This is a genomic window from Nocardiopsis endophytica, assembly GCF_027706725.1.
GTDB lineage: Bacteria > Actinomycetota > Actinomycetes > Streptosporangiales > Streptosporangiaceae > Nocardiopsis_A > Nocardiopsis_A endophytica.
This window is the reverse complement of sequence record NZ_JAQFWQ010000027.1, coordinates 21,526-33,786: the sequence shown is the minus strand read 5'-3', so window position 1 is coordinate 33,786 and position 12,261 is coordinate 21,526. Positions and strand designations below refer to the sequence as shown.

The 12,261-nt window shown below is 74.5% G+C and carries 12 protein-coding genes; 6 read left to right on the top strand and 6 right to left on the bottom strand.

From position 1 onward, the window contains the following. The first annotated feature begins 21 nt into the window (after positions 1–21). A complete protein-coding gene (locus O4J56_RS11735; RefSeq protein ID WP_270685759.1) occupies positions 22–1,884 on the top strand; it encodes an ABC transporter ATP-binding protein in 1,863 nt (620 codons plus the stop codon). A gap of 26 nt (positions 1,885–1,910) precedes the next feature. On the opposite strand, the gene O4J56_RS11730 is transcribed toward O4J56_RS11735, so the two are convergent. Continuing rightward, positions 1,911–2,744: a hypothetical protein gene (locus O4J56_RS11730; RefSeq protein WP_270685758.1), complete on the bottom strand. Its 834-nt coding sequence runs from the start codon at positions 2,742–2,744 to the stop codon at positions 1,911–1,913. Between the two features lie 132 nt (positions 2,745–2,876). Between O4J56_RS11730 and O4J56_RS11725 the strand changes: the two genes are divergently transcribed. Both O4J56_RS11725 and O4J56_RS11720 read left to right on the top strand, forming a co-directional pair. Beyond that, positions 2,877–4,199 (top strand): sensor histidine kinase, encoded by a 1,323-nt coding sequence (locus tag O4J56_RS11725; RefSeq protein ID WP_270685757.1) that lies wholly within the window; start codon positions 2,877–2,879, stop codon positions 4,197–4,199. Next, positions 4,196–4,867 carry a response regulator gene (locus O4J56_RS11720; RefSeq protein ID WP_270685756.1) on the top strand — a complete coding sequence of 224 codons (672 nt, stop codon included), beginning with the start codon at positions 4,196–4,198 and terminating at the stop codon, positions 4,865–4,867. Before O4J56_RS11725 ends, O4J56_RS11720 begins: the two co-directional genes overlap by 4 nt. Positions 4,868–5,294: 427 nt before the next feature. On the opposite strand, the gene O4J56_RS11715 is transcribed toward O4J56_RS11720, so the two are convergent. Continuing rightward, positions 5,295–5,996 carry a TetR/AcrR family transcriptional regulator gene (locus O4J56_RS11715; protein ID WP_270685755.1) on the bottom strand — a complete coding sequence of 234 codons (702 nt, stop codon included), beginning with the start codon at positions 5,994–5,996 and terminating at the stop codon, positions 5,295–5,297. Positions 5,997–6,112: 116 nt separating this feature from the next. Between O4J56_RS11715 and O4J56_RS11710 the strand changes: the two genes are divergently transcribed. Both O4J56_RS11710 and O4J56_RS11705 read left to right on the top strand, forming a co-directional pair. Beyond that, positions 6,113–6,508 (top strand): hypothetical protein, encoded by a 396-nt coding sequence (locus O4J56_RS11710; RefSeq protein ID WP_270685754.1) that lies wholly within the window; start codon positions 6,113–6,115, stop codon positions 6,506–6,508. 137 nt (positions 6,509–6,645) lie between these two features. Beyond that, on the top strand, positions 6,646–7,035 hold the full coding sequence (locus tag O4J56_RS11705; RefSeq protein ID WP_270685753.1) for a GntR family transcriptional regulator: 390 nt from the start codon (positions 6,646–6,648) through the stop codon (positions 7,033–7,035). 30 nt (positions 7,036–7,065) lie between these two features. Here O4J56_RS11705 and O4J56_RS11700 read toward each other — a convergent pair whose 3' ends face one another. The 4 genes from O4J56_RS11700 to O4J56_RS11685 all read right to left on the bottom strand — a co-directional run bounded on the left by O4J56_RS11700 (position 7,066) and on the right by O4J56_RS11685 (position 11,262). After that, positions 7,066–7,698 (bottom strand): TetR/AcrR family transcriptional regulator, encoded by a 633-nt coding sequence (locus O4J56_RS11700; protein ID WP_270685752.1) that lies wholly within the window; start codon positions 7,696–7,698, stop codon positions 7,066–7,068. Between the two features lie 100 nt (positions 7,699–7,798). Then, positions 7,799–8,173 carry a hypothetical protein gene (locus tag O4J56_RS11695; protein WP_270685751.1) on the bottom strand — a complete coding sequence of 125 codons (375 nt, stop codon included), beginning with the start codon at positions 8,171–8,173 and terminating at the stop codon, positions 7,799–7,801. 177 nt (positions 8,174–8,350) lie between these two features. Next, complete coding sequence (locus O4J56_RS11690) at positions 8,351–9,673, bottom strand: RNA polymerase sigma factor (RefSeq protein WP_270685750.1); 1,323 nt, start codon at positions 9,671–9,673, stop codon at positions 8,351–8,353. Positions 9,674–10,065: 392 nt separating this feature from the next. Then, positions 10,066–11,262, bottom strand: coding sequence for an AMP-binding protein (locus O4J56_RS11685; RefSeq protein ID WP_270685749.1), 1,197 nt, complete (start codon positions 11,260–11,262; stop codon positions 10,066–10,068). A gap of 145 nt (positions 11,263–11,407) precedes the next feature. Between O4J56_RS11685 and menB the strand changes: the two genes are divergently transcribed. After that, on the top strand, positions 11,408–12,247 hold the full coding sequence (menB, locus tag O4J56_RS11680) for a 1,4-dihydroxy-2-naphthoyl-CoA synthase (protein ID WP_026123462.1): 840 nt from the start codon (positions 11,408–11,410) through the stop codon (positions 12,245–12,247). Positions 12,248–12,261: the final 14 nt, after the last annotated feature.

Below are 12,261 nucleotides of genomic sequence, written 5' to 3'. Positions count from 1 at the left end.
GATCCGAAGGAAACACCGGCAATGACGACCACGGGCACAGGACAGGACGCCGCCGGTCCGGCGGTGCTCGTCCAGGACCTCTCCATCACCTTCCCGACGATGGACGGCGACGTCCACGCCGTCGACGGCCTCTCCTTCGAGGTGGCCCCCGGCGGCGCCCTGGGCATCGTCGGCGAGTCGGGCTCCGGCAAGAGCGCCACCTCGCTGGCGCTGATGGGCCTGCACCGGGGCACCCGCGCCCGCATCACCGGGGAGATCGCGGTGGCCGGGACCGACATCGTGTCGGCCTCCAACGCCCGCATCCGGCAGATGCGCGGCAACGACATCGCCATGGTCTTCCAGGACCCGATGTCCTCGCTGCACCCGCAGTACACCATCGGCAACCAGCTCATCGAGGCCTACCGCACCCACCGCCCCAAGGCCACGCGCGCGGAGGCCAAGGCGCGTGCCGTCGAGGCCCTGGACCGGGTGGGCATCCCCGAGCCGTCGCGGCGGGTCAACTCCTACCCGCACGAGTTCTCCGGCGGCATGCGCCAGCGCGTCATCATCGCCATGGCGCTGATGTGCGACCCCAAGGTGCTGCTGGCCGACGAGCCGACCACGGCCCTGGACGTCACCGTCCAGGCGCAGATCCTCGACCTGCTCGACGACCTGCGCCGCGACCTGGGCATGGCGCTGATCCTGGTCAGCCACGACCTGGCGGTCGTCGCCGGGTCCGTGGACGAGGTCCTGGTCATGCAGAAGGGCAAGGCGGTCGAGCACGGCGAGGTGCGCAGGGTCCTGTCGGCCCCCGAGCACCCCTACACCAAGGCCCTGCTGGGGGCCGTGCCCCGGGTGGAGGTCTCCCGGGCCCAGCGCCGCGCCGAGGTCCGCGCCGACCGCGCCGCCCGCGAGGGCTCGGAGGCCGCCGAGGCCGCCGTCGCCAAGGGCGAGCGGCAGGAGGCCGGGGCCGCCGAGGCCGCCGCGGCGCCCGCCCTCGAGCGCACCGGCGCCACCGCCCTGCCCGAGGCCGACGCCGCCTGGGACCCCGACCGGGACCCGCTGCTGTCGGTGGACAACGTGCGCATGCGCTTCCGCGTGCGCGGCGGCATGATGGGCAAGAGCACCGACTTCTACGCCGTGGACGGGGTCTCCTTCGACCTCCACAAGGGCGAGACGCTGGGCGTCGTCGGCGAGTCCGGCTCCGGCAAGTCGACCCTGTCGCGCATGGTCATGCGCCTTCTGGAGCCCACCGAGGGCAAGGTCGTCTTCGAGGGGCGCGACATCACGCACATCTCCGAGCGCAGCCTGCGCCCGCTGCGCCGCGACGTGCAGATGATCTTCCAGAACCCCTACTCGTCGCTGAACCCGCGGCTCACCATCGGCGACAGCATCGGCACCGCGCTGCGGGTGCAGGGCGAGACCGACGGCAAGCTCATCAAACGGCGCGTGCAGGAGCTGCTGGAGCGCGTCGGCCTGGAGCCGCTGCACTACAACCGCTTCCCGCACGCCTTCTCGGGCGGCCAGCGCCAGCGGATCGCGATCGCGCGGGCGCTGATCCTGCGGCCCAAGCTGGTCATCTGCGACGAGCCGGTCTCGGCGCTGGACGTGTCGACCCAGGACCAGGTCCTGCGGCTGCTGTCGGAGCTGCAGGACGACTTCGACCTGACCTACATCTTCGTGGCGCACGACCTGGCGGTGGTGCGCCAGGTCAGCGACCGCGTCGCGGTCATGAAGAAGGGCAGGGTCGTCGAGCTGAGCGACAGCGACTCGGTGTACGAGGACCCGCAGGACGAGTACACCCGCTCGCTGCTGAACGCGGCCCCGGTCCTCGACCCGGACGAGGCCCGCGAGCACCGCGCCGAGCGCGTCCGCCTGCGCGCCGAGGGCGAAGAGGCCGCCTGACGGCCCCCGCCCCCGACCGGCCCGTCCTACCGGAGGCGGCCGACGATGTTCCAGCCGACCAGCGCGGCCCCGGCGCCGAGCTGGATGAGGGAGTGCAGTGGAGGCGGGCCGGCCGGGACGCCCTCGATGAGCGCGCCGATGTAGTGGTAGCCCAGGGCCAGGCCGCCGACGGCGCCCAGGACGGCGCCGACCCACAGGTCCCAGGAGGAGGCCGGGCCCCGGCCCGCAGCGGCCTTAGAGGCGGTCTGGGGCGCGTCCGGAGCGCGCTCAGGGGAGGGCGGGGCCCCGCCAGGGACGGCTGCGGACACGCCGGCCCGCGGGCCGCGGTCCTTCGCGGCGACCGCCGCGACCGCGCCCCATACGCCGATCACCGTGTTCCAGAACATGACGATGCCGAGCGGGGCGAAGTAGCCGTTGAGCGCCTGCGTGCGCTCCGGGTCGCCCGCCAGCCAGATCAGCCCGCCGAGGACGGCCGCGCCGATCACGCACCCGGCCGTGGTGCGCAGCCAGGCGACCGCCTCGTGGCGCACCCCCGCGAGCCCCGCCTTCGAGGGCTTGGGCGGCCGAGGCCCTCCCGCGAACCGGTGGGCGAACCGCGCGTCGGCCCAGCGGATCAGCGGGTGCCCCCAGGCCACGGTGAAGCCCAGGTAGAGCGCGCCGAGGCCGTGCCCCGCCTCGGCGTCGGCCCCCGAGGCCAGGTGCAGCGAGATCGCCGCCAGCAGGACCACGTCCAGCACCGGCACGAGGAGCAGGAGCACCGTGCTGAGCCCGCGGCTGCGCAGCAGGTAGCGCGCTGCGAGCCCGCCGAGCAGCAGGACCCAGAACATCGCCTCGCAGGCGAGGATGAATGCCACGATCATCGCGGAGAGCCTTCAGAGTCGTCCGATGTGCCGGGACGAGCATCGCCGGGGGCGCCCGCCGGGCGCATCGGCGCCGGGACGAGATCGGCCTACGACCTTCGGAGTACGTGCCGGGGTGCCGTTCATGCTGGGATGGTGGCCGTGATCAGTGGACTCCGCAGCGCCCTGGCGGGCAGGGGCGCGTTCTTCGGCGCCATCGACCGGAACCGGGCGTTCCTGGGCGGGTGGGTGTACGCGGGCAGCGCCCTGTGGGCCGCGGTGCACCTGTCGCTGGGCGTGCTGCTCTGGGCGCTGGGCGCCTACTTCTACCGCGACGGCGTCGGGCCGGGCGTGCTGCTGGTGACGGTGACGGCGCTGTGCGCGCTGATGCTGCTGCGCCGTACCGCCCCCGGGACCGCGCTCGCCGCCGGGACCGCGGTGCTCGTGGTCGACACCGTGTTCGGGCCGTCGAGTGGGGTGTACCTGGCCTATGGCGACCTGCTGTACGCGGCGAGCGTGTGGGGCGGCAGGCGCAGCGCGCTGGCCGCACTGCTCGGTGCCGTCGCCGGGGCCGTGGCCGTCATGGGGGCCGGCCTGTGGGCGTACGCGGCCGGGTACGTCGACGGGGCCCTGGGATACCTGCAGCTGATCGGGTTGTACGTGATGGTGTTCGCGCTGCCGGTGGTCACCGGGTGGAGCGTGCGCGAGCACCGCGGCCGGGCCGACCTGGAGCGCGAGCGGGCCGAGGAGCGGATCCGCATGGCCGAGCTCGACCGCGCCCGGGCGGTGGCCGAGGAGCGCACGCGGGTGGCGCGCGAGCTGCACGACGTGATCGCCAACCACATGAGCGCGGTGGCGGTGCAGTCCACGGCGGCGCTCTCGAGAAGGACCCCCGACCCGGAGCTGACCCGCCGCGTGCTGGAGGTCGTCCGGGACAACAGCGTGCAAGGACTGGAGGAGATGCGCAGGATGATCGGGGTTCTCAGGGCGGGGGAGCGGCCCGCCGAGGAGCGGGTGACCCCCCGCGTCGACGAGACGGACCTGCTCGTGCGCACGGCCCGCGAGGCGGGGATGCGGGTCGAGGTCCGCGAGCACGGGGAGCCGGGCCCGCTTCCGCCCCAGGTCGACGCGGCCGCCTACCGGATCATGCAGGAGTCGCTGACCAACGCCCAGCGCTACGCGGATCCGCGCCGGGTGGAGATCGGCCTGGCGTACCCGCCGGCCGGGGAGGCGGGGACGCTCGTGGTGACCGTGGAGAACCCGCTGCCCGACGGGGGAGCCGCCGCGCCGGACCCGCTGGGGGCGGGGATGGGCCTGGCGGGCATGCGCGAGCGGGCGGTCCTGCTGGGCGGGCGCTTCACCGCGGGGCCCACCGCGGACGGCCGCGTGTGGCGGGTGCGGGCCGAACTGCCGTGCGCGGTGCTGGAGCCGTCCGACGGGGCCGCGGCCCGCGGCGGAGCGGAGGCGGAGCAGTGATCCGGGTCGTGGTCGCGGAGGACCAATGGGCGGTCCGGTCCGGGCTGGTGATGATCCTGGACGGGGCGCCGGACATCACGGTGGTGGCCGAGGCCGCCGACGGCGAGGAGGCGGTGGCCGCGGTGCGGCGCACCCGCCCGGACGTGGCGCTGATGGACGTGCGCATGCCCCGCAAGGACGGCATCGCCGCCACCCGCGAGCTGGCGGGCTCGGGCACCGACGTGCTGGTGCTGACCACCTTCGACCTGGACGAGTACGTCTTCGGCGCGCTGCGTGCCGGGGCGGCCGGGTTCCTGCTCAAGAACATCGAGGCCGATGACCTGGTCGAGGCGGTGCGGGTGGTGGCCCGGGGGGAGGGCATGATCGCGCCGGGGGTGACGCGGAGGCTGATCGCCGAGTTCGCCGGTCCGGGCGACGGGCGTGCGCAGCACTCCGGACGGCCCGCCCGCCCTCAGGCGGCGGCCGAGGCCCTGGAGCAGCTGACCGCCCGCGAGAGGGAGGTGCTGCGCTGCGTGGGCGAGGGCCTGTCGAACCGCCAGATCGCCCGCAGGCTGGGCATCACGGAGACGACGGCCAAGACGCACGTGAGCCGCATCCTGACCAAGCTCGACCTGAGGAGCAGGGTCCAGGCGGCCATCGTCGCCCAGGAGGCGCTCGGAGAGCGGTGAGGCCCGGGGCGGGCCGCGTCGGCATCGAGCGCGCTCGCCCCGACAACGATCGGTCGCGGGCCCCATAAGCATCGAGCGTGGCGAAAGGGACCGTTCAGAGGTGATCGGGTGGTGAAAGCACCACCCTGGCAAGCCCTGATGACGTGCGGAGAGGTGCGGCCGTCGGCGGCAGTCGAAGGGCCGCCCGCCCGCCGAACAGCGGGTCGCTGGTCAGGGCATCGTAGGCGGCGCGCCCCGGGCCGCAACGAACGCGCCGTCCCGCTGGGCCGCCCCTCCGCCTGCCGCACCCGGACGCCGGGTCCGGCCGCGTCCGTCGGAGTGGTGAGATGTCCATCCGCCCAGGCGGTTTTGGTCGCAAAGGGCCGCCCGCCGGAGGAGGTCGCGGACGACGAGAGCCACACCACTCGGCGGGACACCATCGCCGTGCCTAGCCGCCGGGGACGAGCGCCTTCAGCAGCTTCTCCAGGCCCTCGGCGAAGGCCTGACCGTGGTCGAGCTCCGTGTGCCGCAGGCCGGTCACGGTGGGGAACCGGCCGTCCAGGCGCGTGGGGTGCGGGCTCTCCAGACCGCCCGCGCGCACCTCGTGGACCACCGCGCCCGTCACGTACGACTCCAGCGCCGCCGCCGCGTTCACCACGTCCCGCCCCTCCAGCCCCGCCTCGCTGAAGGCGGCGTACTGCAGTTCCAGCGAGCGCACCGCGGCCTCGGTGTCGGGGCGCCGGTTGATCAGCAGCGGAAGCGCCCCGGAGTGCTTCAGCAGCGCCGCCCGGTAGTCGTGGGCCCAGGAGCGCAGCCGCTCGTCCCAGGGGCGGTCGTCGGGCTCCTCCTCGGCCCCCTCGTCCGGGTCGCCCTGCGGGTCGCCCTCCTCCTCGCCGAGCGCCTCCTCCGCCGTCTCGGCGCGGGCGCGGTGCACGTCGGTGACGTACTCGGCGATGGCCTCGAAGAGCTGCTCCTTGCCGAGCGGGAAGTGGTGGTAGACCGCCATGGCCTCCACCTCCATGGCGTCGCCGAGGCGGCGCATGGTCAGCCGCCGCAGCCCCTGGCCGTCGATGATCCGCAGGGCCTCGACGATGATGCGCTCGGTGCTCAGGCCGGCGTTGTTTCGGCTCGATCGGGTCACAGGCGCCACTCTAGATCTACCGGGTAAAGCGGCGCCATCGGAACGCGGCCGCCTCGCCGCCGTGATCCCCGGCACACTAGAGTGTGGGGCGGTCGGCACGAGTGCGATGACGATGGAGAGTGAGCATGGGCCTGTTCGGTCGCAGGGGCGACGAGGACGACCGGCGCCGCCTGGCCGAGGACCGCGAGCACGCGGACCGGCTGCCGGAGCTGATGGAGGCGGTCGCCGAGGCCGAGGCGGCGCTCGTCGCCGCCCACGGGGAGGGGCTCGGCGTCGAGGAGCTCAACCGGTTGGGCAAGGCGCTGGACACGGCCCTGACCGACGCCGTGCGCGCGGCCTACGCCCAGGAGCGGGTGCTGGTCGGCGAGCGCGGCTACTCCGACCGCATCTACCGGCGCAAGCGCCTGGCCCGCCCCGAGGTGCGCGTGGCCACCGAGCGCGCCGAGCGCCTGCTCACCGCCCGGGAGCGGCACCGCCTGCAGGGCGTGGAGCGGGTTCCGCGCCGCCCCGCCGGGGTCTGAGGTGCGCCGCCCCCTCCCCGATGGCAGGATCGGGGGAGGGGGCGGGCCGCGGGGCCGGCCGCCCCGGCGGCCCACACGGGCCGCGACAGGCCCCCGCGAGCGCGGGGCGGACCGGACCGAGGACGGCAGGACTGGCAGTGGCGACCGAAGTCCCGGACTTCATCGACATCGACCCGGACTCCCGGGTCCCTCCCTACGAGCAGATCCGCGCCGCGATCGCGAACGCCGCGGCCGAGGGGGAGATCCCCGTCGGGCACAAGCTGCCCACGGTGCGCGCCCTGGCGGGCGGGCTGTCGGTGGCCGTGAACACCGTGGCGCGCGCCTACCGGGAGCTGGAGCAGGCGGGCGTGCTGGAGACCCGCGGCCGCTCGGGCACCTTCGTGGCGGCCGGGGGCGACGCCCAGCGGGAGGAGGCGGTGGCGGCCGCGCGCGTGTACGCCGAGGCGGTCTCCCGCCTGGGTCTGGACCGCGAGGAGGCCCTGGACATCGTGGCCGCGGCGCTGCGGCAGGCCGAGACCGCCGGCTGAGGGCGGGCGCCGCGCCCCGCGCCCCGCGCCCTACCGGGCCCGGGCGTCGGCGGGGCGGTCGTCGAGGAGCCGGGGCGCCACTTCGTTGATGGTGGTCTCCAGCTCGTCCAGGGTCGTGGAGCCGTGCAGCAGCAGGACCAGCTCCTGCGTCCACACCTCGTGCAGCGCCCGGGCGAGGAGGCGGGACCGCGCGCCGGGCTCCTCGGCGGCGTCCGGGCCGTAGGCGCTGTACAGCACGACCGAGGTGAGGCGGTCCTGCACGGACGACCGCCAGTCCACCACGGAGGCGTCGGCGGAGTTGGCGGCGCGCAGCATCGCGTCGGCCAGATCGGGTTCGCGCATGATCCACCGGGCCGTGCGGACGAGCACCGCCGCCGCGCGCTCGCCGGGGCCCTCGCCCACCAGGGGGCGCCGCCGGATGGACTCGTCCAGGGAGGCGATCTCGGCCGCCAGCACCGCCACCATCAGGTGCGTCTTGGACGGGTAGTAGCGGTACAGCGTGGCCAGCGCGACGTCGGCGCGGTCGGCCACGTCGCGCATGTGCACGTTCTCCAGCCCGCCGCGGGCGGCGAGGGCGGCCGCGGCACGGAGGATGCGTCCGCGGCGGCGCCGCTCGTTGCGTTCGCGGGCGCTGACGTTCTGTTCGGCGGGCTGGGCGCTCACGGTCTCCCCGGGGTGCTGGGGGCACCGTCGCCCCCGTGCCGTCGTACGGACCAACGATAGCGGTAACAGGGCACGGGGACGGGCGGCCGGCGGCGCGGGCTCAGCGGCGGTTCAGGCCGATGACGGAGATGAGGTACAGCGCGAGCAGCCCCATCCAGGCCAGCACCACCCCGCCGCTGCCCATCATCCCGGCGCTGATGGCGGTCAGCGGGATCGAGACCCCCATGGTGATGATGCCCATGATCAGCCGGGGGCTCTTCCACTGCTCCTGCGGCGTGAGCCGCGCCGCGGGCGCCTGGGCGGCCGCCACGTGCTCGCGCACGCGCGCCTCGATGGCCGAGTCGAGCTTCTCGGCCAGCGAGGCGGCCACGGCGTCGTCGTACTCGGGCCCGAGCTCCCGGCTGGTCTGCAGCGCGGCCGCCACCTCGTCCCTGGCGGCGCGGGGAGGGGGGCCACCGGTGTTCTGCGCAGTCATACCCCGATTGTTCCCGAGAGCGGGGCCGCGGGGGGAGGGAGCGGGCGCGGTCCCAGGGAGGAATCAGGGAAGACCCTGAGCGCGCGGCCCGAGGGGAGGGGGCGCGGAAAGGCCCCGCGCCCGCCGGTGGGCGGGCGCGGGGCCTTGTATGCGGTTGCGGGACCGTGCGGGTCCGGGTCAGCTCGCGAAGTCCAGCAGCTGCTGCGCGCGGCTGGGGTGCCGCAGCTTGGACAGCGACTGCTTCTCGAGCTGGCGGATCCGCTCCCGGGTCAGGCCGAGGTGCTTTCCGATCTCGTCGAGGGTGCGCGGGCGGCCGTCCATCAGGCCGAACCGCAGCGACATGATGGTGGCCTCGCGCGGCTCCAGGTCGTCCAGCGCGCGGCGCAGCTGGTCGGCCATGAGCTGGCGGTCGACCACCTCGGAGGCCTCCGAGGCGTCGATGTCCTCGATCAGGTCGCCGATCCGGGTCTCCCCGTCCTCGCCGATGGTCGAGTCCAGGCTGATCGGCTGGCGGGTGACCCGCAGCAGCTCCTCGATCTGCGCGGGCGTCTTGTCCAGCTCGTGGGCCAGCTCCTCGGGGGTGGGCTCGCGGCCCAGCGTCTGGTGCATGTCCCGCTCCAGACGGCTGACCTTGCTGAGCAGCTCCAGCACGTGCACGGGCAGCCGGATGGTGCGGGCCGAGTCCGCGAAGCCGCGCTGTATCGCCTGCCGGATCCACCACATGGCGTAGGTGGAGAACTTGTAGCCCTTGGCGTAGTCGAACTTCTCCACCGCGCGGATCAGCCCGAGGTTGCCCTCCTGGACCACGTCCAGCAGGGACATGCCGCGGTCGCTGTACTTCTTGGCGACCGAGACCACCAGCCGCAGGTTGGCCTCCAGCATGTGCTGCTTGGCCTGGCGGCCGTCCTCGGCCACCCACTCCAGCTCCTCGCGCTCGGCCGCCGACATCGCGGCCGGCTCGGGCGCCTCGGGCAGCACCCCCAGGCGGTACTCTGCGTACAGGCCCGCCTCGATGCGCTTGGACAGGTCCACCTCCTGCTCGGCCGTCAGCAGTTGGCGCCGCCCGATGGCCTTGAGGTAGGTGTGCACCGAGTCGCCCATGGCGGGGGACTGGTCGTCGAGGTCGGCCTCGACCTCGGCGGCCGCCTCGGTGCCCTTTCCGCGCGCCGCGGTCCTGGCGGTGTCGAGGGCGTCCTCGAGCGCCTCGTCCTCGGTGTCGGCGTCGACGGCCTCGACGACGCCGTCGGCCGCCTCCACCGTGCCGCCCTCTTCGCCCCCGTTGGCGAGCCGCACCCCGGAGTCGGTGAGCTCCCGGAGGATGGAGCGGCCGTCGGCCGGGCTGATCCCGGCCTCGGTGAACGCGGCGCGCAGCTCCGACAGGGACAGGTGTCCCTGGGAGCGCCCCCGGGTGATGAGCTCGTCCAGAGCCGCGGACGCGGCCGCGTTGCCGTCCGCGGTGTCCGCCACCGTGGGAGAAGTGGCTAGGGCAGTGCGCGTCATGAAGGCACCTCCCTCCCTTCCAAGACCTGTGGCACGCGGCGGCCTGGATCCGCCGTCTTGGCGCGCCAATATGTCTAACGTGTCAGAGAGTCAAATGTTCCCGGTCTCGATTGGATATCGCCGGTCGTGGTTCAGGTCACGGCCTGGGGTGTTGCGCACGGCGGGTCCGGCGGCGGACGGGGCTGCCCCGGCCGCGGCCGAGCCCCTGGAGACGGCGGGTACCACTTCCCCCCGGGGACGGATCCGGATCCCCGCACCGGCGGCGGCCCTGGGGCGCCGAACAGAGCGGTCTGCCGTGTAGACGCCCGCGGGGCGCGATCAGTTCCCCCGATTCGCCGGATCCGTCCGGCATCGGACACCGCTCATGATCATGCTGCCCGTGCGCGGGCGCGTCAATCGCGGCCGTTCGGCGGTGTCCGCAGGGCGGCCAGATCGGGCTTTCCCGAGGCCAGGAGCGGCATCCGGGTGCGCAGGTCGAGTTCGCGGGGCGCGGCGTAGGGGGCCAGGCGGGACCGGACGGCGGCGCGCAGCTCCTCCAGGGCGGGCGGCGCGGCCGGGTCGGCGGGCACCACGACGGCGGTGACGCGCTCGCCCCACTCGGCGTCGGGCCGGCCGACCACGGCGGCCTCGGCGACGCTCTCCAGGGCGGACAGGACCCCGGCCACCTCCCCGGCGACGACCTTGTGCCCGCCGGTGTTGATGACGTCGTCGGCGCGGCCGCGCACCCGCAGCACCCCGTCGTCGCCCAGGGCGCCCAGGTCCCCGGTGCGCAGCCAGGAACGGCCCCGGTCGTCGCGGACCAGCCCGCCGCCGGCCGGGGCGGCGGCCCCCCGGTACCCGGAGAACAGCACCGGCCCGGACAGCAGGATGCGGCCCTCGCCGTCGGTGCGCACCCGCACCCCGTCCAGCGGGCGGCCGTCGTAGACGCACCCGCCGCAGGTCTCGCTCATGCCGTAGGTGGTCACCACGCGCGCCCCGGCCTCGCGGGCGGCCCGGAGCAGCGGCCCCTCGGCGGCGGCGCCGCCCAGCAGCACGGTGCCGAACAGGGACAGGTCGGCGCCGGCGGCGAGCAGGCGGCGCAGCTGGGTGGGGACCAGGGACACGTGCGGCCGGTGCTCGGCCGCCGCGGCCATGACGGCGTCGGCGGCGAAGGGCACGTGCAGCGGCTCGGTGCCCCCGTGCAGGGCGCGCAGCACCACCTGCAGGCCGGAGATGTGGGCGGTGGGCAGGGTGCACAGCCACCGGTCCCCGGGCCGGGCGCCGATGCGGTCGGTGGAGGCGCGCGCCGAGTGCAGCAGGGCGGAGGCGGACAGCACCGTGCCCTTGGGCGTGCCGGTCGACCCGGAGGTGGCGATGACCAGGGCGGTGCCGTCGGGGACGGGCTCGGCGCCGTCGAGCGCGTGCACGCCGTCGGGGGTGTGCAGGGCGGCCGGGCGCATGGACTCCAGCAGGGCCCGCACACGCGGCTCGGGCAGGGCGGGGTCGATCGGCAGCAGGGCCGGTCCGCTCCCGTCGAGCGCGGCGGCCAGGTGTTCGCTCAGACGCGCGGGCTCGGGGCCCAGGAGCGCGTGCAATGGTCGTTCCGGCACGTCCCCCGAGGGTATCCCACCGTGGCGGGCGTGCGGCCGCGCCCTCGCGGGCTACTAAGCTCGTCCGACGTACCGACCGGTACCGGGCGCCGCCCGGGGAGCGGTACGGCGCAATGGCCGACGTCTGGCTTGAGGAGATGACGGGATCGTGAGTGGCGTGAAGTGGCAGCGGTCGGGCGAGTACTCCGACATCATCTATGAGACCGCCGAGGGCATCGCCAAGATCACGATCAACCGGCCGGAGGTGCACAACGCCTTCCGGCCGCAGACCCTCTTCGAGCTGCAGGACGCCTTCAACGCCGCCCGGGACGACTCCGAGGTCGGTGTCATCATCCTCACCGGCGCCGGCGACAAGGCCTTCTGCTCCGGCGGCGACCAGAAGATCCGCGGCGAGGACGGCTACATGGGCGACGACGCCGTCGCCCGGCAGGGCATCGGGCGGCTCAACGTGCTCGACCTGCAGGTGCAGATCCGCCGCCTGCCCAAGCCCGTGGTCGCCATGGTCGCGGGGTACGCCATCGGCGGCGGCCACGTCCTGCACGTGTGCTGCGACCTGACCATCGCCGCCGACAACGCCCGCTTCGGCCAGACCGGCCCCAAGGTCGGGTCGTTCGACGGCGGATACGGCGCCTGGCTGCTGGCCGAGACCGTGGGCCTGAAGAAGGCGCGCGAGATCTGGTACCTGTGCCGCCAGTACGGCGCCCAGGAGGCCCAGGACATGGGCCTGGTCAACACCGTGGTGCCGCTGGAGCGCCTGGAGGAGGAGACCGTCGCCTGGGCCCGGGAGATGCTGGAGAAGTCCCCGCTGGCGCTGCGCATGCTCAAGGGCGCGATCAACGCGGTCAGCGACGGCGCGGCGGGCATGCAGCAGTTCGCCGGGGACGCGACCATGCTCTACTACATGAGCGAGGAGGCTCAGGAGGGCCGGGACGCCTTCAAGGAGAAGCGGCGTCCGGAGTTCGAGCGCTTCCCGCGCCGTCCCTGAGCCGGGGCGAGGGG